A 20,763-nucleotide genomic window follows, 5' to 3' on the forward strand; every position below is an offset into this window, starting at 1 on the left:
CTGTTTTTACCGGAGGAGGACGACACCATGAAGGCACTGGCCACTGACCTTGACCGCACCCTGCTACCCAATGGCCGCTGGGAAGCCGACCCCCAGGCGATTGAGCTCTTCAACCGCCTGACTCGGGAACAGGACACCTATGTGATCTATGTGACCGGTCGCAGCCTCGCGCTGACCGAGCAGGCAATCGCCGAATTCGGCATCCGCCACCCGCATGTGTTAATCGGCGATGTCGGCACCACCATCCGCGAGTATCGGGACGGACACTGGAGCTTCGACGATGACTGGATTGCCCATGTGCGCGCGCAAAGCCCGCGCTGGGATGTCGCCGGCATCAAGAATGCCGTGACCGAAATTGACGGCCTGAGCGAACAGCCACCTGAGAATCTCAACCCCTTCAAGCAGAGCTACTTTGTCGATCATGACCGCAGTGATGCGATCCTCGAGCTGGTCGATGAGCGCGTGAAGGGCCACTTCGACGAAAGTGCCATCTATAGCTTCGACTCCCAAAGCGGCGAGGGGCTGCTTGACTTTCTGCCCAAGAGCGCCAATAAGCAGACAGCACTGGAATTCGTCGCCGCCAAACTCGGGCTCGAGAAGTCAGCGGTGGTTTTCTGCGGCGACAGCGGCAACGATGTTTTCCCGCTCACCGCCGGCTTTTCCGGCGTTCTGGTTCGCAACGCCGACGAGCAACTGGTCAGCAGCGTCAAGCAGGCGCAAGCAGCGAGTCCGGATCTCAAGGTGTATTTCGCCCAGGGCGGCTTCCAGGGCTTGTCGGGCTACTACACCAGCGGCGTGATCGAAGGCGCTTGCCACTACGGCGTGCTGGACTTTCCGGCCAGTTAAGAGTTCCGGCCAGTTAAGATTTGGAGGGGCGAATTGATTCGCCCAGTCAGCGATCAGTCTTTCACCCGGGGCAAATCCATTTGCCCCCACGAGCACCGCGCCCCATGCCAAACGTCCCCAGCACCTGCTACGAATGCGACGCCAACTGCGCCATTGCGGTCGAGCTCGACAACAGCGGCGAACCCATCGGTGTGAAAGGCCCGGATTGCCCGCGCTGCTATGTGCAGATCGACCGGCGCAATCACCCCGATCGCCTGCTCTATCCGCTAAAACGCACAGGCCCTAAAGGCAGCGGCCAGTTCGAGCGCATCAGCTGGGACGAGGCGCTCGACACCATCGCCACCCGGCTCGATCAGACCCGTCAGCAGCATGGGGCTCCGGCGGTGGCTTTCTTCGCCGGTTATACGAAAGAAGCGCGCCCGCAATTACAGCGCCTCGCCCACGCCTTCGGCTCGCCCAATTACCTGACCGAAAGCGGCTGCTGCTTCTCGGCCACCCTGGTGGCGGAGAAAGTCACCTTCGGCGCGCGCGTGAAGACCACCTCCACCGTGGCCTCGTCCAAGACCAAATGCATTCTCAACTGGTCGACCAACCCGCGCGGCTCGATTCCGCCGTTCGACACCCATCCGCTGGCCAATCGCAAGCCGGGGCTCGCACTGGTGGTGGTCGACCCGCGCCGCACACCGCTGGCCGAACAGGCCGATGTGCACCTGCAACTGCGCCCCGGCACCGATGGCGCGCTGGCGCTCGGCTTCCATCATCTGATTTTCGCCAACGGCTGGCAGGATCAGGGCTTTCTCGATGAATGGTGCAATGGGGTCAACGCCTTCCGCGACTACGTCAAAGATTTTGCGCCCGAACGGGTCGCCGACATCTGTGGCATTGAGGTAAGCGATCTTCGCCGCGCGGTGGAGATCTTCGCCACCACCCGACCTGCGCAGATCACCCTGTCGCCCACCGCCACAGTGCAACATTCCAATGGGTTTCAGAATCACCGCGCCCTGATTCTGCTCAGCGCCGTCACCGGCAATCTGGATCGCGAAGGCGGCAACCGTTTTTTCAGCACCAAGGTCAGCCCCAAGCCGATTGAGCTGTTCGAGCATTGTCTGAACGATCTGCCACCGCGCATCGGCGACGAGGTCTTCCCCGTCTGGACGCGCTACTGGCCGGCGGGGCAAAGCATGCTGCTGCCCAACTGCATTCTCGACGGTGAGCCCCAGCGGGTGCATAGCCTGCTGGCAATGGGCATCAACACCGCCATGTGGCCCAATTCCAAGCGCATGGAGCAAGCCCTGGGCGCACTGGATTTCTTCGCCGCGACCGACTTCTTCCATAACGAGGCCACCCTCCAGGCCGACATTGTGCTGCCAGCGGCGACCAACCTGGAGCGCCCGGCGCTGATCGCCTACCCCGGCTGCGCCTATCAAGGCGAGTTGCGCTATCGCCGCGCGGTGGTGGCGCCCAAAGGCGAGGCCAAGCCGGATGCGCAAATCTTTCTGGAGCTTGGCGTGCGCTTAGGTATGGGTGAGCAATTCTGGAACGGCGACCTGGAAGCCTCCTGGGCCGAAGCCGGCGAGGGCATCCCGGATGAGATCCGCACCGAGGTCTTCACCAACCCCGATGGCGTGACCGTTTATGCCGACATCATTGAGGAGCTGGTCGAGCACGGCTTTCTCGACGCCGACCGCAGCTATCGCCTAAAGGGCATCAACACCCGCAGCGGCAAGGTTGAGTTCGACGCCGAAGAGTTGAAGGAAGCCGGCCATGATGGCCTGCCGGTGTATCGCGAACCGGCTGAAAGTCCGCGCTCGCAACCCGAGGTGTTCAAAGACTATCCGCTGGTGCTGACCAGTGGCGCACGCACCAAATTCGACACCCATTCGCAGCACCAGCGCCTCGAGCGCATGCGTCGCGCCGTCCCCAACCCGCTGGCGGAACTCCACCCGCAGGACGCCGCCGCGCGCGGTATTCAGGATGGCGATGCCGTCGTGGTCCGCTCCCCGCGCGGTCAGGTCGGTTTTATCGCCAAGATCACCGACCGGGTCAAACCCGGCGTGGTCCATTGCACCCATGCTTGGCGTGGCGCCAATATCAATGAGCTAACCGATGATCGCACGCTCGATCCCATCAGCGGCTTTCCGCCCTTTAAGTCGAGCCTATGTCAGGTTGAGAAGGACAGGGCGGCTGGTCAGCAGGCAGCGCCTGCGCCGGCGGCCGGGACGACGGTCAAGGCGGCTCTTCCCGCCGCCGCCTGAGCATGGCTTTCATCGGGATTCAGCCGGGACGCGAGGCAATCTTTAAGCCTCAGCCACAACGCGATGTGGCGGTCAACGACACCAACGCCTGGCGCTTAAATCCCTCCCATCACCAGATCTACGACCGCCTGAGCCTGGCCCTCGCTGCCGGACTGCGCGCGGCCCCTTGCGGCCTGCCACCGGCGGACTTCGGCATTGGTCCCCAGGTTTCGTTGTTCGTCAAACCCATCATCAACCTGGCCGGCATGGCCAAGGGCGCCCGCGCTCTGCGCGCCGAGCAGGTGCCGGACGAACCCGGCAGCTTCTGGTGCGAACAACTCACAGGCGAGCAGAGCAGCAGCGATTGCCTGGTCGACCAGGGCGAGGCACGTTGGTTCGCCCACACCCGCGCCTCGGACGTGCGCGATGGTGCAAGGCCGCTCTACTGGGAGGTCGGCGCCGAAATGCCGCATCTGGAACCCATCCTCCGCAGCATGGTGCGCAAGCATCTGCCCGGCTACACCGGCCTGTGCAACATCGAGCTAATCGGCGGCCAGCCGGTTGAAATGCATCTGCGCGGCTCCAATGGTTTTTTTGACCTCTACGGCGCTGAGTTCATGCGCGCCTGGGTTGCTTTGGTCGACGGCCAGCGCTTCAGCCCACCTCCGGCCATCCCCGGCGGCTATGTGATCTCGGTCTTTGGCGAGGGCGAGCCTGAGCCAGAGGCCATGCAAGCAGCAAAAGACCAGGGCGTCACGGTCCAACCAGACAGGCACACGAAAGACCGCATCGCCATTTTGCGCACCCGAGATTTGGCGGCCGGACTCCAAAGCGCCCGGGCGCTTGGCGCCGAGATTCCAGACTCCGACGACCGCGCCTGAACCGCACCCGCGTCGGCAACAACAACAGTTTCATTGAGGACCGCAACCATGGCAGACGACCAAATATCGGATTTCCCCGGCAATGACATTGAGGTCCACTTCGACCAAAGCCTGTGCATCGGCATCGGCGAATGCGGGCGCGCGACCGGCGATCTGTTCCAACAAGGCCGCACCCCCTGGTGCATGCCCGACGCCAGCACCCCGGCCGAGGTACGCGAGATTGTCGAACGCTGTCCGAGTGGCGCCCTGAGCTACAGCGACAAAACCGGCGGCCCGGAAACGCCACCGTCCGAGAATCGCATCACAGTGATCTCCGACGGCCCCCTGTACGCCACTGGCGACCTGCACATCGAAGGCGCGCCAGCGGAGAAACCCGGACTGAAAACCCGCGCAGCCCTGTGCCGCTGCGGCAAGTCGCAAAACAAACCCTTCTGCGACAACTCCCACCGCGCGGCCAAGTTTTGCGACTATGGCGCCGTCGGCGACTCAGGCCCAGGATTGGAAACCGAAGGCGGCCCGCTGGAACTCAAAGCCATCGACCACGGCCCCCTGCTGGTAAAAGGCAACTTCAAAATCCGCGCCGCCAGTGGCCGCATCGCCTGGGCGGGAGAGAAAGTCGCTCTGTGCCGCTGCGGCGCCTCAGAAAACAAACCCTTCTGCGACGCCAAGCATCGGGAGATTGATTGGTAGCGAAAAGGACCTGGGTTACTGCCGCCCTCGACCAGGCTATGAACGACCGCACTCACTCCGCCGACTCGGCTGATCGCACCGCTTTTCGGGTGCTTGGCGCCATCAGCTTCGCGCATTTTCTCAACGACACCATGCAGTCGCTGATGCTGGCCATCTATCCGCTGTTCAAATCCGGACTGCACCTGAGCTTCGGCCAGATCGGGCTCATCACCCTGACCTTTCAGTTCACCGCATCCTTGCTGCAACCACTGGTCGGCTACTACACCGACCGCCATCCCCAGCCTTTCTCGCTGGCGTTCGGCATGGGCTGTACCCTGAGCGGACTGCTGCTCCTGTCGCAAGCATCCAGCTTTCCGATGGTGCTGATGGCTGCCGCCTTGGTGGGCTCGGGCTCCTCGATCTTCCATCCCGAGTCCTCACGCGTGGCACGCCTGGCCTCGGGCGGACGCCACGGTCTGGCGCAATCGATCTTCCAGGTCGGAGGCAATGCTGGCACCGCGGTCGGCCCCCTGCTCGCTGCCTGGATCGTGCTGCCCAATGGACAGGGCAGCATCGCATTCTTCTCGCTGATCGCGCTCCTGGCCATGCTGGTGCTGACAGGCGTGGGCTTCTGGTATCGCCACCAGCACCGCAACCCGAAACGCACAGCCCCTGTCGAGCACCACGGGCTGCCGCGGGGACGGGTCGCGCGCACGCTTGCCGTTCTGCTCGCACTCATGTTCTCCAAGTTCTTCTACCTGGCCAGCATCAGCAGCTATCTGATCTTCTATTTGATGCACCAGTACAAGATCGACACCCAGACGGCGCAATATCACCTCTTTTTCTTCCTGTTCGCGGTCGCCGCCGGGACCCTGCTGGGTGGGCCGATCGGGGATCGCATCGGACGCAAACGGGTGATCTGGATTTCGATCCTCGGGGTCGCACCCTTCACTCTGGCGCTGCCCTACGTCGGGCTGGGCGCCTCGGTAGGGCTGACCCTGATCATCGGCTTCTTATTGGCCTCGGCCTTTCCGGCCATGGTGGTCTATGCCCAGGAGCTGATCCCAGGGCGCATTGGCACTGTCTCCGGGCTCTTCTTTGGGCTCGCCTTCGGACTGGGCGGCATCGGTGCGGCGCTGCTGGGACAGCTCGCCGATCTCTGGGGCATCGTCAGGGTCTACCAGATCTGCTCCTTTCTGCCACTAATCGGCCTGCTCGCGGTCTTTTTGCCGGATCTGCGCAAAATATCCAGCAAGGGCACCGCAGCGGCGACGGTTGCCGCACGAGCCTAAGCGCGGGGGCGCATGGCGATGCAGCTAACTCGACCTAACTAACGGAGGCAATCATGGCGGATTCGACTGAACGTGGCGCGACTCGGATAGCGGGCTTTCAGAGCCCTGAGATGGATTTTCAGTTGCTGCGCCATCTTGGCAGCGCGGCTTATGGCGGTGCGTCGGCGGGGGAATGCATCGCTGTTGCTGCGCGTATCACAGACGGCGACCCGGATTCCTGGGCGCGCGAATTCGCGACATTGGCTCGGGCTCAAGAACAAAACGCGGTCGATCTCGAACAGACCGGGTGTGCGCTCAGCGCCTCCGAGCGCCTGTTCGCGGCCGCCAATAGCTACCGAGCGACAGAATACTACGGCGACCCGACGACTGCGCAGCACAAGCAGGCCGGTCAAGCCTCCAGAGATTGCCTACAGCGAGCGCTCAGTCTCGCCGGTATTCAGTACCAGCCTCTCGACGCCCCTTTCGAGGGGTGTCGTTTGCCTGGGTACTATTTTCCACCCGGTCAACTCGGCAGCCGTCCAAGCGGCGTGACCCTAATGGCCATGTCCGGCTTCGACGGCACCTGCGAGGAGATGTGGTTCCAGTGCGGTCGAGCTGCGCTGGAGCGTGGGCACGCGGTCTGCCTATTCGCCGGACCGGGCCAAGTGGATAGCATGCGCGCCTATGCGGACCTGACTTTTAGACCGGATTACGAAGCACCCGTCGCTGCGGTAATTGACAGACTAGCCCAATTCCCAGAGGTCGATCTTGAGCGACTGGCCCTCTACGGCATCAGCCTTGGCGGCTACTTCGTCCTGCGCGCCGCCGCATTCGAGCCCCGCATTCGCGCGGTGGCCGCCAACTCCCCCATACTGGACCTACACGCCTACCTGTGCGGTTTCATGCCTTTCGATCCGGCCGAACTGCCCGACGAAGAGGACTTCCGGCCCGAGGACATCGAGATTCCCGAACCAGGCCCTGACCAGGGTCAGGAATCGGGCGGGTTCAGTCCGCGCGAAGCCAGGCGCAGCCTCGGCAACATGTGCCGCCGCTACGGTCGGGAGACAGCCAAAGGTGTGTTTACTTATCTCAAGCAGTTCAACCTTGCCGCTGATCTTGACCGCATCAAGGTGCCGGGGCTGGCCATGGTCAGCGAGGGCGAAGGCGTCGGCCCATTGGCCCAAACTGAGGCGTTTATCGCGGGAGCAGCCGGGCCTGTCACCAGTCGGCAATTTACGGCTCAAGAAGGTGCTGACGCCCATTGCCAGCTGGGCAACTTGCCCTTGTCCAATGCCGTGTTGCTGGACTGGCTGGATGAAACACTCGGCTGAAGCGTCCTTGCCACAGAGCGATCTTCACTCCCGTCCGGGCGGCAGCGTCTGCGTCGACACCAAAACGACTCATTGACAGCCGCCCAGAGGGTGGGGGATCAGTTGTTCTCGATCACAATGCGCGGGAACTTGGCCGCGTAGTCTTTGGCCTGCAACGACAGCTTGGCAGCCGTCTTGCGCGCGATTTCGCGATAGATCTCGGAGATGCGCGATTCTGGCTGCGCCACCACTGTGGGCTTGCCGCTGTCGGCTTCCTCGCGAATGTGGATGTCCAGCGGGAGAGAGCCGAGGAGTTGCACGCCGTATTGTTCGGACATAGACGCACCGCCACCCTGGCCGAAGATGTGTTCTTCATGGCCACACTTGGAGCAGATGTGGATGCTCATGTTCTCCACAATGCCAAGCACAGGCACTTCCACCTTCTGGAACATCTTCAGGCCCTTGCGCGCGTCGAGAAGCGCGATGTCCTGAGGTGTAGTCACAATGATGGCGCCCGAGACCGGTACCTTCTGCGCCAAAGTGAGTTGGGTGTCGCCAGTGCCAGGCGGCAGGTCGATGACCAAATAGTCGAGTTCGCCCCAATTGGTGTCGTTGAGCAGTTGCTCCAACGCCTGGGTGACCATGGGGCCACGCCAGATCATCGGGGTTTCCTCGTCGATCAGGAAACCAATGGACATGGCCTGTAGGCCATGGCTGGTCATGGGTTCCAGGCTGTTGCCGTCTTTGGATTCCGGCTTGCCGGTGATGCCAAGCATGCGTGGCTGCGAGGGGCCGTAGATGTCCGCGTCCAGAATGCCGACTTGCCCACCCTCAGCCGCCAGCGCCAGCGCCAGATTGACCGCCGTGGTCGATTTTCCCACCCCGCCCTTGCCGGAGGCCACGGCGATGATGTTTTTCACCTGACCGATGGGCTTGAGTGACTTCTGCACCGAGTGGGCCTTGATCTCCCAGTCGACATCGACCTTAGCCGCGCTGACGCCGGGAACGGCTTCGATGTGCTCGCGCAAAATGGCCGCGATGGCATGACAAACACCTTGAGCTGGAAAGCCAAGAGTGACTTTGACCTTGACCTGATCGCCTTCGATCTCAATAGCCTTGATCAACTTGGTGGACACCAGGTCACGGCCCAAATGGGGTTCTGTATAGCCTTTCATGGCTTCTTCGATGACTTCTTTGGTCAGGTCGGACATGGGTTGCTCCGTTATCGCTCGCAAAAACTAAAAAAATTTGACGGCCTGCGTTTCGTCGTCACTTCTCGCCATCATAAGACAGCCAGTCGCAGCCAAGTCGGTTATCGTCCGGACGTGGTATCAGGAAATGCTAATTCAAGCTGGCGCGAGCCTTTGTGCCCGCGCAAGGGTACAATTCGCCTCTTTGCAGGCGGCGACCACCAGACCGGTTCGCGGCTATCAAGCGACGGACATTCTATCCATGACTGAAGAGACCAGTTTCGCTGCGATGCTCGCGGAAAGTGAGCCCAAGGCCAAGCGCGCGCAGCACGAACCCAAGGTCGGCGACCAGGTGCGTGGCGAGATTGTCGCCATTGATGCCGATCAGGTCTTCGTCGCCATCGGCGGCAAGACCGAGGCGCTGATGGATATCATCAATCTCACCGCCGAGGATGGCAGCCTCAAGGCGCAGATCGGCGACACCATTGATGCGCGGATCACCAGCATCGATGCCGACACCGGCGCGCCGCGCCTCGGCCAGCGCCATGGGCGCGCCCTGCATGGCAGCGAGGAACTCGAGGCCGCCTTCCACTCCGGTCAGCCGGTCGAGGGGCAGATCACCGGCGTTATCAAGGGCGGCGTGGAGGTGCAGATTGCCGGTCATCGCGCCTTCTGCCCAGCCTCTCAGGTCGAATTGCGCTTTATCGAGGATCTCTCGACGCTTGTCGGTGAGCGCCACGAGTTTCGCATCACCAAGTTCTCCGGCGGGCGTAAGCTTGATCTGGTGGTCTCCCGCCGCGCCTTGCTCGAAGAAGCCCAAGCCGCCGCAGCGGAGGAAACCCGCGCCAAGCTTGAGGTTGGCGCGGTGCTATACGGCACTGTCACCCAGCTTAAAGACTTTGGCGCCTTCGTTGATCTTGGCGGCGTCGAGGGCATGGTGCATATCAGCGAACTGGCCTTTGGCCATGTGCGCCACCCCGAGGACATGCTGCGCACGGGTCAGCAAATCGAGGTGCAGGTGTTGCGCATCGAGCAGACCAATAACCCCAAACGCCCGGAGAAAATCGCCCTGTCAATTCGCGCCCTGGCGCAAGACCCTTGGAGCGATGCGCACAGCCGTTTCCCGGTCGGCACCCAGATTTCGGGCAAGGTCACCCGCTTGCAGCCCTTCGGTGCTTTTGTCGAACTGGCACCCGGACTGGAGGGGCTGATTCACATCAGCGAGTTCGGCGGCGGTCGGCGCATTGCCCATCCGCAAGAGGTAGTCAATAGCGATCAACTAGTCGAAGTCCGGGTGCTGGGGGTGGATACCGAACGGCGGCGGATCTCGCTCGCACTGGCAAACGAAGGCGCCGAGCCTGCCGATACGGCAAGCCCGGACCCCGTGTCGTCTGCGGCGGCCAAGTCCGCGCGCGAGAAGGCATCCGGAGCGGGGCAAGAACCTGCGATGGGCACTCTTGGCGAGCTGCTGCGGGAGCAAATGCGCCAGAAATGACCGATCCCGCCACGTGATCCAGAGCTGATCGATCCAACACCAAGCGATCAGCCTGGCCGCGCTCGCGGCGGGATCAAGCGGCTGCCTTGGCCACCGCCTGCCGAGCCTCGCACACATGCTGCGCAAAGCCTGATCCAGCCTCGGCGTAAAGGTTAAACACCTGCCCAACGCCGGCGGCACGCAGCACGGCCTCGTCATCCGGGAACTTGGCGATGGCGCCAATGGTGCCGGTATAGCCCTCCTTGCGCAGATGCTCGGCGGCAAAGACGTTTTCTGATAACGCTGGCATGGCCAGCAGCACCAGTTTTACATGGCCGTCATCGAGATGCAGGCGGTGCCAGAAGTCGGCATCGGTGGCGCTGCCCTGCACCAGATGGCGTCCGACGGCATTATGGCGCGCCACCGTCTGCGGGTCGGCATCCACACCCACGGGCTGCATGCCGCGATCCTGCGCCAGGCTGTCATAGGCGCCGGTGCCAACCCGCCCCATACCAATGACCATGGCGTTGGCATTGCCGGGGTCGATCTCACGCTCAACGGGAATGCGTTGGGGGCGCTCCTGGCGACGCAGTCGGGCGCTGAAGAGTTCATACAGGCTGTGCGAGCGTGCATTCAGCGCCGAGGCAATGATCAGCGACAACGCCAGGGTGATGCCGATGATGGCCAGCCAGTCGGCCGACAACCAGCCCATTTTGACCGCCAGCGCCGCCACGATGAGGCCAAACTCGCTGTAACTGGCCAGCGACAGGCCACAGAGCAGCGCGGTGCGCGCGCGCAAGCGGAAGTCCAGCAAGAGCTGCTCGAACAAAAATGCCTTGACCAGCAACAGTGCAAGCAGGGCAGCCACCAGCGGCAGCATATCCAGGTTGGGCGCAGCGCTCAGTCCAATGCTGAGAAAGAACCCGACCAGGAATAAATCCTTGAGTCCAAGCAACGCCTTGGCCAACTCACTTGCCTTGGGATGAGAGGCAATCAGCACCCCGAGCAACAGGGCGCCGAGATCACCCTTGATGTGCACCAACTCGAACAGCTGCGCCCCGCCGAGTGCGAAGCTGATACCAAACAAGAGCAGCAGCTCGCCGTGCCCGGACTGCTCCAGCAGCCACAGCAGCGCCCGTCGCAACGGCAGTAACGCCAGCAGCAACAGCGCCCAGAGTGTTGGCGCCTTGCCCAGCGAGGCCTCCAGAAAGAGCACTGCCGCCAAATCCTGCACGATCAGGATACCGATGGCCAGGGTGCCATAGAGGGACGCCATCTCGCCCTTGTCCTCCAGCACCTTGACCGCGAAGACGGTGCTTGAAAAACTTAGCGCGAAGGCCACGACCATGGCGCTGACCGGGGAGATGTCGCGCACATAGGGCAGATCAAGCCAGCCCAGTCCTAGCAGGGTCGACAGGCTCAGCAGGAAGAAGATGAACGCATGAGCGCCAGCCGCGCCCCAGACATGGGGTTCGGTCAGGCTGGTCAGACGCAGCTTGAGCCCGATGGTAAACAGCAGCAGGGTCACACCCAGATCCGCGAAGCGCTCGATCATCTCGGTGGCTTCCGCGCCCGTCGCCCGCAACCCGAAGCCGGCAATCAGATAGCCAACCAGCGGCGGCAAACCAAGCTGACGTGCGATCAGCCCACCGACAAAAGCGCCCGCCAGCCAGGCGATAGTATCCGACATGACAACCCTCTTACTGCACAGGTACCGCTGACGCAAAGGCTCGCGCACCCAGCTTCAGCCCACGCCTGGCAGCATACCAGGCAAAAAAATGATACCTGAAGTAAGAACAGACGGGGTCGATGACTTCGCTGTCCGAACAACGGAGAAACCGCTGTTACCCGCTGACAACATGGTCGCAAAAAAATTTTGTTAGCACTCCCCTTGACAGAGTGCTAACTCGTTGCTACTTTACATAACGCAGTCGCCGAAAGGGGCTGCGGCGCCAAAGGCCACCCGAACAGCTGGCGATCTGGCCTGAAGCCATCAAGCGATGGTGACGGTCGGAGGACCAAAGGCCAATAGCGTCCAAACGGCGGTTCGATTTCGAACGCCAAACCTCAAACGTATTGCTCAATGGAGAATATGACATGACCACTCTCGACTTCTCACCACTGTTCCGCTCCATGATCGGCTTTGATCGCCTGGCCTCCTCGCTGGAGAACGCCTATCGCAGCGAGCCTGGCGGCTATCCGCCCTACAATGTGGAGCTGGAAAGCGAGAACAACTACCGCATCAGCCTGGCCGTCGCTGGCTTCAGCGAAGATGAGCTGGGGCTTGAGGTCAAAGAAAACGTGCTGAGCGTCACTGGCCAGCGCCGCGAGGAGACAAAGGATCGGCAGTTCCTGTATCGGGGCATTGCCAACCGCAGCTTCGAGCGCAAGTTCCAGCTCGCCGACTATGTGAAAGTGGTCGACGCCCGGCTGGAGAACGGCCTGCTGCACATCGACCTCGAACGCGAGGTGCCCGAGGCGATGAAGCCACGCAAGATCGAGATTCGTCGCGATCAGGCCAGCCCGCGCGGCTTTATCGAATCTGAGCACGCCAAAGCGGCCTAACTGGAGCAGAAGCTGACGGGCTAATCCCAGCCGTGGCGTCATCCTGGCGCCCCGGCTAAAAGCCAGCCTCAAAAGCCAGCTTCAGCACCAAAAGGTTCCGCCCATGATGGGCGCAACCGCAACGACAGACCGGGGTTTTCACCCCGGTCTTTTCATATCAGCCTGCCCGCGCCAGCCAACGCTGAATGGCCTCGTTGAGTGCCGAAATCTCAATTGGCTTGGTCAGAAAATCATCCATCCCCGACGCCAGGGCGGATTCGCGTTCTCCGGTTACCGCCTCGGCAGTCAAGGCAATAATGGGGATCTTTGGGTTCAGCGCAGTCGAGTCCGCTGCGCGGATCGCGCGAGTAGCCTGATGCCCGTTCATTTCGGGCATGCGCACATCCATCAACACCAGATCACAGGGGTGCTGCGATAACACCTCGAGCGCCTCGCGACCATTGGCAGCAACCAGCACCCGGTGCCCAAGCTTCGCGAGTATCTTTTTCAACACGATCTGATTGGTCGGCTCGTCATCTGCCACCAGAATACAGGCGTCCTTAATGCCACCGGCGGCGTTCCCGATGCCGCCACTCGCCCTGCTCTGATCACGGCTGCCCTGTGTTTGGGTGTCTTGCCCCGCGTCTTTAGAGACACCCTGGACGAAATCGCTGAGCGTCCGCCGTAGCGCACCGCGCGTCAGGGGTTTGCTGATGACAGTATCGGCCAAGCCCGCAGTCCGAAGCGCCACTGCTTCACCGAAGTCCCTGCTGGAGGCCATCAACAGGATGCGCGTGGCGCCAGGCGTTGCCCGTTCGCGCAAAGCCTGAATCTGCTCACGCGGCTCAGAACCGGGAAAGTGGTAGTCGATCATGGCCAGGTCTGTCGGCCCGTCCTTCGCCAGCAAGGAGGCTGCGCCACCCACATCCGCCGCCGCTTGAACCCGCAGACCCAAGGCCCGCAGATGACGTGGCAGAAGCTCGCGCAGCGGTTGATAGTCCGCCACGACCAGCGCGCGCCTGCCAGCCAGGGTCTGGAGCGAATCTTGCGGCGATTCAGCCGGGTTGGGCAGATCCAGGTGCAGGGTGAAATAAAACCGGCTGCCGGCCTCAGGCTGGGAGTCGACCCGCAGAGAGCCACCCATGAGCGTCACCAGTTCTGCGGCAATGCTCAGCCCAAGCCCGGTGCCGCCGAATTTGCGCGTGGTGGAACTGTCCGCCTGCGTGAAGGCATCGAACAGGGCCTGCTGGCGATCCGGCGCGATACCGATGCCGGTATCCCGCACCGAAAACTCCACAACCACGCGCTCCGCCTTGGCTTGGATCAGCTCCACGGCCAGGGTGACATCGCCGCTGGAGGTAAACTTGACCGCGTTACCCAGCAGGTTAATCAGCACCTGGCGCAGTCGCAGCGAATCGCCGAGCAGCCAGGCCGGAATGCGCTGATCGACATCGACCAGAAACTCAAGTCCCTTGGCCTCGGCCTGCACTGCGGCCACTGTGACAACTTCCTCGATCAGCGGATCGAGCCCGAAGGCGATGCATTCCAGCGTCAGACGGCCTTTTTCGATCTTGGAGAAATCGAGAATGTCGTTAATCAACGCCAAGAGACTGCGACTGGCGCCGCGCAGAGTCTCCGCATACTGGCGTTGCTCTTCATCAAGCCCGGCTTCAGACAGCAGATCGGTGATGCCGATAATGGCGTTGAGCGGGGTACGGATCTCATGGCTCATATTGGCCAGAAACTCGCTTTTGGCCAGATTGGCGGCCGAGGCCTTTTCGGCGAGTCCTTTCTCACGCTCGTTGGCCTCCTGGAGGTCGGCATTCAGGGATTCAAGCCTGCGGTTTTTCTCTTCCAACTGCTGCTCGACCAGTTTGCGCTTGGTGATGTCGAACATCACCCCATAGAGCAGCTTTGCCTTGCTCTTGTCGCTGCGCTCGACAAATATCCGATCTTCAACCCACACCCAACCAGAACGGTCCTGGCGCCAGACACGATAATTGAGCACGCCAAGGCTGTTCTCCGACGCCACTAGCGTGCGCAGCGCCGACACCGCCGCCTCGCGATCATCCTCATGCATGGAATCGATAAAGAAACCTGGGGTTGCCAGAACATCCTGTGGCTCGAAGCCAAGCAGACGCTGAATACCCGCGCTAATGAACAGGGTACTGAATGAGTCCGGCTCAGCCACGTACAGAGCCCCCGGCATCGCCGTCGCCGCCGCGCCCAGCACCTCATTGCGTCGCGCGATCTCTCGACCCTGTTGCGCCCGCCGCCAATTCCAAAAGGTTGCCGCAGCCAGAGAATAAAACAGCAACAACACCAGCCCGATGGTGATCTGTCGCTTGATGCAGGGGCCGCAAACGGCCATGCGATTGGAGGTGGCCATCACCAACCAGGAGCTATTGGAGACCGCGGAAAAATTCACGAAAAAACGTCCGCCATCCTCGTACTTGAAGATTTCAGGCGCATCCTTGGGATCTTCTTGCCATTGGGCCAGCACCTGGGCGACGACCTCTGGTGCCGGGCGCATGCGCCACTTCAGTGCAGGCTGGCGTTCGGGCTGGCTGGATTTCAGCGCGTCAGCCTGCACCACAAATGCCGGTTCAGGCGCGAACCACAAGAGTTCATGATCGGAAGTTTGCAGCAACATGGCATGGCTGCCCGTCGCTGTGGTCATATCGGGCCCAAGCAGTTTGGTCAGAAAAGCCTGCGGCTGAATCAAAAAGCGCAGATGCCCCCCCAGTTGGTCCTGGTACCAAAGCGGAATATCGAGCACCATACTGGCCGGACCGGTGGCATCGATTCGCAGCAGCGAGAGCATCGGCTGCCGCCCGTTAAGATCGGTTGCGCTGAGCGGATTCAGCGGCTCGAGCACCTCTGGTGCAATGCCGTCCGCGACCTCACCGAGCAAGAGTTGGCCATTGGCACCAAAAAGGCGCACACCCGCGTAATTGTAAGCCTCGAGCGTGGTCTGTAGCCGATCTTTCAGCTCCGGGATGGTCGGCCCAGCTAAGAAGTCCCCCTCGCGCCAGCGGGCCAGCCGAGCCGGCAAACCGGCAGTGAAGGTCTTGCCATCAGCCAGTCGTTCGCCGCGCCATTGTTCCAGCGCCTGGGCATCGCGCGCAGCGATCACTTCAAGCTCCTTGAGTGCACCCGTGCGCGTTTGTCGCAGCTCAGACGAGGCAAAGAAGTAGAAGGCCACCGTCAACCCGGCGCCAAGCAGAAAAAGGCCAAGACCCATTGGGGGTGAGCGCATTACCGACAATTCCTTTATCATCAACCGCTAATATTGCAAGAACGCTTGTCTTTCAGCATAGCAGTATCCGCAAACGGCCACCTGATTGTGCGAATTTCGGCAGTTGCAGCGGCCGTTCTCGACTATGCTTGAGACTGGGATTGAGACTGGAAGTCAAATCTCCGCGATAAGCCTTGGAATTTGACCTCTGGAAACAATAGTGTTGGCACAAGGGCAGGCAGTCATGAGCAAGACGGGAAAGACCCAGAAAAACGGCGCATCCTGGAGCGGCGGCAGCATGCGGCTGCGCACCAAGATTCTTCTCGGCTTCGGCACTCTTCTGGTGCTGATGATTCTGTCCGCTGGCTGGAGCTACCTCGGATTGTCAAGCATCCTCGGTCTGAGCGACAAGGTGGTGGAGGCGGATAATTTGCGCACCGACCTGGCCCAGCGCGAAATCGATCATCTGAACTGGGCCAGCACGCTCAGTCGTTACGTTTTCAACGACGACTCGGACAAGCTTGATCTCCAGCTCGACCCGCGCCAATGCGCCTTCGGGCGCTGGTACTATGGCGAAGGGCGCAAGAAGGCCGAGGCGCTCTTCCCCTCAATCAAGCCCCTGCTCGCGTCCATCGAGGCCCCGCACGCAGCCCTGCATGAAACCGCAAGCAGCATCCGCGACACCTACCAACCCGCAGACCCGCAATTGTCCGAGCGCGCTCAAGAACTTGAACTCGGCCATATCGAGTGGGCGTCCGAGGTGCAATCCGCGCTCATCACGCAGGCGCGCCAGCTTGATGTCCAGCTCGACCACACCCAATGCGCACTCGGGAAGTTTCTCTACGGTCCGCAACGCGCGGCCTTTCATACAGCCCACCCGGATATCGATGCGGTTTTTACCTCGATTGAAGACCCGCACCAGCGCCTGCATGAGAGCGCCGCATCCATGCAACGGCCGTTGCTGATCGGCGATTTTGACAGCGCCAAGCAGATTTTTAACGACGACACTCTGCCTTCCCTGGCCAAGGTGCGCGCCGGACTCGATCAGGTCCAGAGCATGGCCGGCGCACAGGTTGCTGGCACGCGCGCGGCGCGCGACATCTATAACAACGCGACTCTGCCGGAATTGCGCAAGGTGCAGAAGGATCTCTCAGAAATGGCCGAGATTGTGAACAGCGACTCCAAGCAATACCAGACAAAGCTGGTTGCCGACGGTCAGACAACCCAGGGCGTCCAGGTGGGCGTGACCATTGTCTCTGTCCTGGTGGCCGCCGTGCTGGCGCTCGGCATCACCGCCAGCATCCTTAAGCAACTCGGCGGCGAGCCGGCTGACCTGAAACTGCTCGCCCAGCGTCTGGGCCGGGGCGATCTGAGCCAAGCACTCAAGCTCAAAAGCGGTGATTCCAGCAGCCTGGCCGCCGGCATGGCGAGCATGGTCGAGGAACTGAAAACAATTGTCGGCGAAGTGCGCTCGGGCGCGGACAGCCTGTCCAGCGCATCGAGTCAGGTCAGCTCCACCGCCCAGTCGCTTAGCCAGGGCGCAACCGAGCAGGCTGCCAGCGTGGAGGAAACCTCCGCTGGCATCGAGCAGCTCAATGCCAGTGTCGGGCAGAACAGCGACAATGCGCGGCGCACCGATGAGATGGCGCGCACCGCCGCCGAGGAAGCGCGTCAGGGCGGCGATGCGGTCAATCGCACTGTCGCGGCGATGAAAGACATTGCGAGCAAAATCGGCATGATTGAGGAAATTGCCTACAAGACCAATCTGCTCGCGCTCAATGCCGCGATCGAGGCGGCACGGGCCGGTCAGCATGGCAAGGGCTTTACCGTGGTGGCCGCCGAGGTGCGCAAGCTCGCCGAATCGAGCGGCGAGACCGCGCGCGAGATCAACGACCTGGCCGGCAGTAGCGTGCAGATTGCCGAGGATGCCGGCAAACTACTCGAGGCCACCGTGCCCAAAATCGTCCAAACCGCCGAGCTGATCGGCGAGATTGCCAGCGCATCGCGCGAGCAGGCCGGCGGCGTCAGGCAGATCAACGAGGCCATGAGCCAGCTCGACCAGGCCACGCAGCAGAACGCTGCCGCCTCGGAAGAGCTCGCGGCCACCTCCGAGGAACTGAGCGCCCAGGCGCAGCAGCTACAGGAGTCCATGTCCTTCTTCACCCTGAGCAAGAACGCCTAGCAACATGCCCCCGGCACCCGCCATTGGCGACTCCATCTATGCCATCAGCCGCTGGGGTGAAGGCTATTTCGAGGTGGCCGACAACGGCCATCTTGCCGTGCGCCCCGACCCGCAAGGCGCCACCCGCATCGATCTTCCGGCACTGACCGAGCGCCTGCGCGAGCAGGGGCTGTCTCTGCCAGTGCTGGTACGCTTCGACGACATCCTGCGCGACCGCGTGCGTCGGCTGCACCGGGCCTTCGCTGCCGCCATTTCGGCACACTGCTACCAGGGCAGCTACCGACCGGTCTATCCGATCAAGGTCAATCAGCAACACAGCGTGGTGCGCGCGCTGCTCGCCGGCGGTGGCCTGGGGCTGGAGGCCGGCAGCAAGCCGGAGTTGCTCGCAGTGCTGGCACTAACGCCGGATGACGAGACCATCGTCTGCAACGGCTACAAAGACCGCGAATATGTGCGCCTGGCGCTGCTCGGGCGGCGCTTAGGCCGGCGAATTTTCATTGTGATCGAAAAGCCGTCCGAGCTTGATCTGGTGATTGAGGAAGCACAGCGGCTTGAGGTTGAACCCCTGCTTGGCGTGCGCGTGCGCCTGGCCGCAGCGGCCGCTGGCAACTGGCAGAACAGCGGTGGCGAAAAAGCCAAGTTCGGACTATCGGCGAGCCAGATTCTGGCGCTGGTCGAGCGGCTGCGGGCCAAGCAGGCATTGGGCTGGTTGCGACTGCTGCACGCGCATCTTGGCTCGCAGATTCCCAACTTGCAGGACATTGCCACCGGCGTGCGCGAACTGGCGCAATTTTACGGCGAGCTGCGCGAGGCGGGTGCCGCGCTCGACACCCTAGACGTGGGCGGCGGTCTGGGCGTGGACTACGAAGGCACGCGCACCCGCGCCTATTGTTCGGTCAACTACAGCCCGGACCAATACGCCGAGACCATTGTCGCTGCTGTGGCTTCAAGCTGCCGCGCACGCGACTTGCCCGAGCCCGATCTGATTACCGAGTCTGGTCGGGCGCTCAGTGCCCATCATGCAGTGCTGATCACCGATGTGGTCGACCGCGAACAGGCGCCCGGGCGGGACTGCCCGGCTAGCGACCCGCTCGATGACGCGCATCCGCCACTCGCCGCACTCGCGGCTAATCTCGCCGCTGCCAGCAGCGAGCCGCCGCTTGAAGTCTATGAACGCGCGCAGGAGTTGCGCGCCGGGGTGCAGCAGCAGTTTGCGCGCGGCGAACTGCCACTTGCGGTGCGCGCGCGCGCCGATGAACTCCATGCCGCCACCGGTCGCGCGCTGCGCCCGCGTCTGTCGCACAGCAACAGGCGCCAGCGCGAACTGCTCGATGCCATCAATGCCGCGCTGGCAGACAAGGTATTCTGCAACTTCTCGCTGTTTCAGTCCCTGCCGGATGTCTGGGCCATCGATCAGATTTTCCCTATTTTGCCTTTACAACGGCTGCACGAGCCCCCGAGCGAACGCGCCCTGCTGCATGATCTCACCTGCGATTCCGACGGCTGCATCGGCCAGTATGTCGATCAGGACGGGATCGAGGCCAGTCTGCCGCTGCATGCATTCGACCCCAGACAAGACCAGTACCTGATTGGCTTTTTTATGGTCGGTGCCTATCAGGAAATTCTCGGCGATATTCACAATCTGTTCGGTGATACCGATGCGGTCAACATCGAACTCGACCCCAATGCGCCGGACGGATATCGCTTGGGCGATCTCGAACGCGGCGACTCGACCGAAGAACTGCTGCGCTATGTGCATTTTGAGCCACGCGCATTACTCTCGCGCTACCAGCGGCTGTTGCAACAAGCCGATCTTGACCCCGCCACGCGCGAGGCCTTTTACCTGGAACTAAAAGTAGGGCTCTTTGGTTACACCTATCTCGGCAGTCTTTAGCATTTCGTATCCAAGCCTATGCACGAACTCTCTATCTGTCTGTCGCTGCTTGACCAGGTCAAAGCCATTGCCGCCGAGCACGAAGCGCGCGGGGTGACCCTCATCCGCCTGCGCATCGGCCCGCTCTCTGGTGTAGAGCCGCAATTGCTCGCCAATGCCTACCCACTCGCTGCCGCCGGAACCATTGCCGAGCATGCGCACCTAGAAATCGACTCAGGCGCCATCCGCGTGCGCTGTCGCGCCTGCGGCGCTGAGAGTGAAGCCACTCCCAATCGGCTGCTGTGCGCAGACTGCGGCAGCTACCAGACCGAACTGATCAGCGGCGACGAAATGCTGCTAGCCAGTCTTGAGCTGGACATCGAAGACGCAGCTGCCATTACCAGCAGCCCCTGATCCGATCAAGGGCCGCCGAGACCCCCGTGGCCGTCACCCGACCCAAAACCGATAACCAGTTTGCGATTGGTATAAGCTCACTGCCAATTCGAAGCCGCTGCTTCTCGCCGGGCCAAGCCGTCAATCTCCATAGCCGTCACTGCCCATGAGCCCAGGGACTAGCTCTGCTCGCCTGCCTTAGCGGACCGAAATCAAAGTTCGCCGGTCAGGGGATATAGCCGGGGGCATTAGGTCCAAGGTTCTGCTCGTGGTCGAGGGCCGCGTCGCGCAAGTCGAAATAGCCATCCGGCGGCCCGCCCTCGTTGGTGCTCCCGTCGCCGAAATCCTGGACATCCGCAACGCCCTGGTCCGCGCCAGGATCAATCTGGCCGTGCGGGGACTCATCGATGGTTTGACGGACGTCGACATCAAGCCCATTGGTGATAACTTCCTCCTCAGCCGAGGCAGAAAAAGCGGAAACCAGCAGCAAAGAGCCAATGGTCGCGAATGCTAGGTTCTTCGAGTTCAATTTGCACCTCGTGGATGGAGCGCTGTAGAAGGGCATGGCATTTCAAAGGCATATAACCTTTGGAAAAGATATTATTTTTATGAAATTCCGCAGCCTTGGATTTTCTTTGCGGAAAACACGAATTATCAC

Annotated in this window: 15 protein-coding genes; 11 read left to right on the top strand and 4 right to left on the bottom strand. The window is 61.7% G+C overall.

Translation table 11 applies throughout. The features are described 5' to 3' along the window. Nucleotides 1–27 precede the first annotated feature (27 nt). From Thiofri_RS23715 to Thiofri_RS23740, 6 genes are all read left to right on the top strand, one after another. Entirely contained in the window at nt 28–846 is an 819-nt protein-coding gene (locus tag Thiofri_RS23715) for an HAD-IIB family hydrolase (RefSeq protein ID WP_009149109.1), read from the top strand. Between the two features lie 104 nt (nt 847–950). Further along, nucleotides 951–3,101 (top strand): molybdopterin-containing oxidoreductase family protein, encoded by a 2,151-nt coding sequence (locus Thiofri_RS23720; RefSeq protein ID WP_009149111.1) that lies wholly within the window; start codon nt 951–953, stop codon nt 3,099–3,101. A 2-nt stretch (nt 3,102–3,103) separates the two neighbouring features. Beyond that, the gene (locus Thiofri_RS23725; RefSeq protein WP_009149113.1) at nt 3,104–3,961 is read left to right on the top strand and encodes a hypothetical protein; all 858 of its coding nucleotides are present in this window, start codon (nt 3,104–3,106) and stop codon (nt 3,959–3,961) included. Between the two features lie 48 nt (nt 3,962–4,009). Beyond that, on the top strand, nt 4,010–4,651 hold the full coding sequence (locus Thiofri_RS23730; RefSeq protein ID WP_009149115.1) for a CDGSH iron-sulfur domain-containing protein: 642 nt from the start codon (nt 4,010–4,012) through the stop codon (nt 4,649–4,651). Between the two features lie 38 nt (nt 4,652–4,689). After that, complete coding sequence (locus tag Thiofri_RS23735) at nt 4,690–5,922, top strand: MFS transporter (protein ID WP_040855898.1); 1,233 nt, start codon at nt 4,690–4,692, stop codon at nt 5,920–5,922. A 53-nt stretch (nt 5,923–5,975) separates the two neighbouring features. Further along, on the top strand, nt 5,976–7,232 hold the full coding sequence (locus tag Thiofri_RS23740; protein WP_009149119.1) for an alpha/beta hydrolase family protein: 1,257 nt from the start codon (nt 5,976–5,978) through the stop codon (nt 7,230–7,232). A gap of 98 nt (nt 7,233–7,330) precedes the next feature. On the opposite strand, the gene apbC is transcribed toward Thiofri_RS23740, so the two are convergent. Continuing rightward, on the bottom strand, nt 7,331–8,422 hold the full coding sequence (gene apbC, locus Thiofri_RS23745) for an iron-sulfur cluster carrier protein ApbC (RefSeq protein WP_009149120.1): 1,092 nt from the start codon (nt 8,420–8,422) through the stop codon (nt 7,331–7,333). A 241-nt stretch (nt 8,423–8,663) separates the two neighbouring features. On the opposite strand from apbC, the gene Thiofri_RS23750 reads away from it, so the two are divergent. Continuing rightward, the gene (locus Thiofri_RS23750; protein WP_009149121.1) at nt 8,664–9,896 is read left to right on the top strand and encodes a 30S ribosomal protein S1; all 1,233 of its coding nucleotides are present in this window, start codon (nt 8,664–8,666) and stop codon (nt 9,894–9,896) included. Between the two features lie 73 nt (nt 9,897–9,969). Here the strand turns inward: Thiofri_RS23750 and Thiofri_RS23755 are convergent, their stop codons facing one another. Then, nucleotides 9,970–11,565 carry a cation:proton antiporter family protein gene (locus Thiofri_RS23755; protein ID WP_009149122.1) on the bottom strand — a complete coding sequence of 532 codons (1,596 nt, stop codon included), beginning with the start codon at nt 11,563–11,565 and terminating at the stop codon, nt 9,970–9,972. A 407-nt stretch (nt 11,566–11,972) separates the two neighbouring features. On the opposite strand from Thiofri_RS23755, the gene Thiofri_RS23760 reads away from it, so the two are divergent. Continuing rightward, nucleotides 11,973–12,440 (top strand): Hsp20 family protein, encoded by a 468-nt coding sequence (locus Thiofri_RS23760; protein WP_009149123.1) that lies wholly within the window; start codon nt 11,973–11,975, stop codon nt 12,438–12,440. 157 nt (nt 12,441–12,597) lie between these two features. On the opposite strand, the gene Thiofri_RS23765 is transcribed toward Thiofri_RS23760, so the two are convergent. Then, complete coding sequence (locus tag Thiofri_RS23765) at nt 12,598–15,678, bottom strand: PAS domain-containing hybrid sensor histidine kinase/response regulator (RefSeq protein ID WP_009149124.1); 3,081 nt, start codon at nt 15,676–15,678, stop codon at nt 12,598–12,600. A 223-nt stretch (nt 15,679–15,901) separates the two neighbouring features. On the opposite strand from Thiofri_RS23765, the gene Thiofri_RS23770 reads away from it, so the two are divergent. Genes Thiofri_RS23770 through Thiofri_RS23780 form a run of 3 tightly spaced genes read left to right on the top strand, consistent with a single transcriptional unit; the run spans nt 15,902 to nt 20,126 of the window. Continuing rightward, nucleotides 15,902–17,839: a methyl-accepting chemotaxis protein gene (locus tag Thiofri_RS23770; protein WP_009149125.1), complete on the top strand. Its 1,938-nt coding sequence runs from the start codon at nt 15,902–15,904 to the stop codon at nt 17,837–17,839. Nucleotides 17,840–17,843: 4 nt separating this feature from the next. Then, a complete protein-coding gene (gene speA, locus Thiofri_RS23775) occupies nt 17,844–19,733 on the top strand; it encodes a biosynthetic arginine decarboxylase (protein WP_009149127.1) in 1,890 nt (629 codons plus the stop codon). A gap of 18 nt (nt 19,734–19,751) precedes the next feature. Next, entirely contained in the window at nt 19,752–20,126 is a 375-nt protein-coding gene (locus Thiofri_RS23780) for a hydrogenase maturation nickel metallochaperone HypA/HybF (protein ID WP_009149129.1), read from the top strand. A 205-nt stretch (nt 20,127–20,331) separates the two neighbouring features. On the opposite strand, the gene Thiofri_RS23785 is transcribed toward Thiofri_RS23780, so the two are convergent. Continuing rightward, nucleotides 20,332–20,634: a hypothetical protein gene (locus Thiofri_RS23785; RefSeq protein WP_040855900.1), complete on the bottom strand. Its 303-nt coding sequence runs from the start codon at nt 20,632–20,634 to the stop codon at nt 20,332–20,334. Nucleotides 20,635–20,763: the final 129 nt, after the last annotated feature.

Origin of the sequence: Thiorhodovibrio frisius, assembly GCF_033954835.1 — a bacterium.
GTDB classification, from domain to species: domain Bacteria; phylum Pseudomonadota; class Gammaproteobacteria; order Chromatiales; family Chromatiaceae; genus Thiorhodovibrio; species Thiorhodovibrio frisius.

Coding starts and splice junctions, on each gene's coding strand:
- Thiofri_RS23715 (WP_009149109.1), top strand. CDS start 28: ATGAAGGCACTGGCCACTGACCTTGACCGCACCCTGCTACCCAATGGC.
- Thiofri_RS23720 (WP_009149111.1), top strand. CDS start 951: ATGCCAAACGTCCCCAGCACCTGCTACGAATGCGACGCCAACTGCGCC.
- Thiofri_RS23725 (WP_009149113.1), top strand. CDS start 3,104: ATGGCTTTCATCGGGATTCAGCCGGGACGCGAGGCAATCTTTAAGCCT.
- Thiofri_RS23730 (WP_009149115.1), top strand. CDS start 4,010: ATGGCAGACGACCAAATATCGGATTTCCCCGGCAATGACATTGAGGTC.
- Thiofri_RS23735 (WP_040855898.1), top strand. CDS start 4,690: ATGAACGACCGCACTCACTCCGCCGACTCGGCTGATCGCACCGCTTTT.
- Thiofri_RS23740 (WP_009149119.1), top strand. CDS start 5,976: ATGGCGGATTCGACTGAACGTGGCGCGACTCGGATAGCGGGCTTTCAG.
- apbC (WP_009149120.1), bottom strand. CDS start 8,422: ATGTCCGACCTGACCAAAGAAGTCATCGAAGAAGCCATGAAAGGCTAT.
- Thiofri_RS23750 (WP_009149121.1), top strand. CDS start 8,664: ATGACTGAAGAGACCAGTTTCGCTGCGATGCTCGCGGAAAGTGAGCCC.
- Thiofri_RS23755 (WP_009149122.1), bottom strand. CDS start 11,565: ATGTCGGATACTATCGCCTGGCTGGCGGGCGCTTTTGTCGGTGGGCTG.
- Thiofri_RS23760 (WP_009149123.1), top strand. CDS start 11,973: ATGACCACTCTCGACTTCTCACCACTGTTCCGCTCCATGATCGGCTTT.
- Thiofri_RS23765 (WP_009149124.1), bottom strand. CDS start 15,678: ATGCGCTCACCCCCAATGGGTCTTGGCCTTTTTCTGCTTGGCGCCGGG.
- Thiofri_RS23770 (WP_009149125.1), top strand. CDS start 15,902: ATGAGCAAGACGGGAAAGACCCAGAAAAACGGCGCATCCTGGAGCGGC.
- speA (WP_009149127.1), top strand. CDS start 17,844: ATGCCCCCGGCACCCGCCATTGGCGACTCCATCTATGCCATCAGCCGC.
- Thiofri_RS23780 (WP_009149129.1), top strand. CDS start 19,752: ATGCACGAACTCTCTATCTGTCTGTCGCTGCTTGACCAGGTCAAAGCC.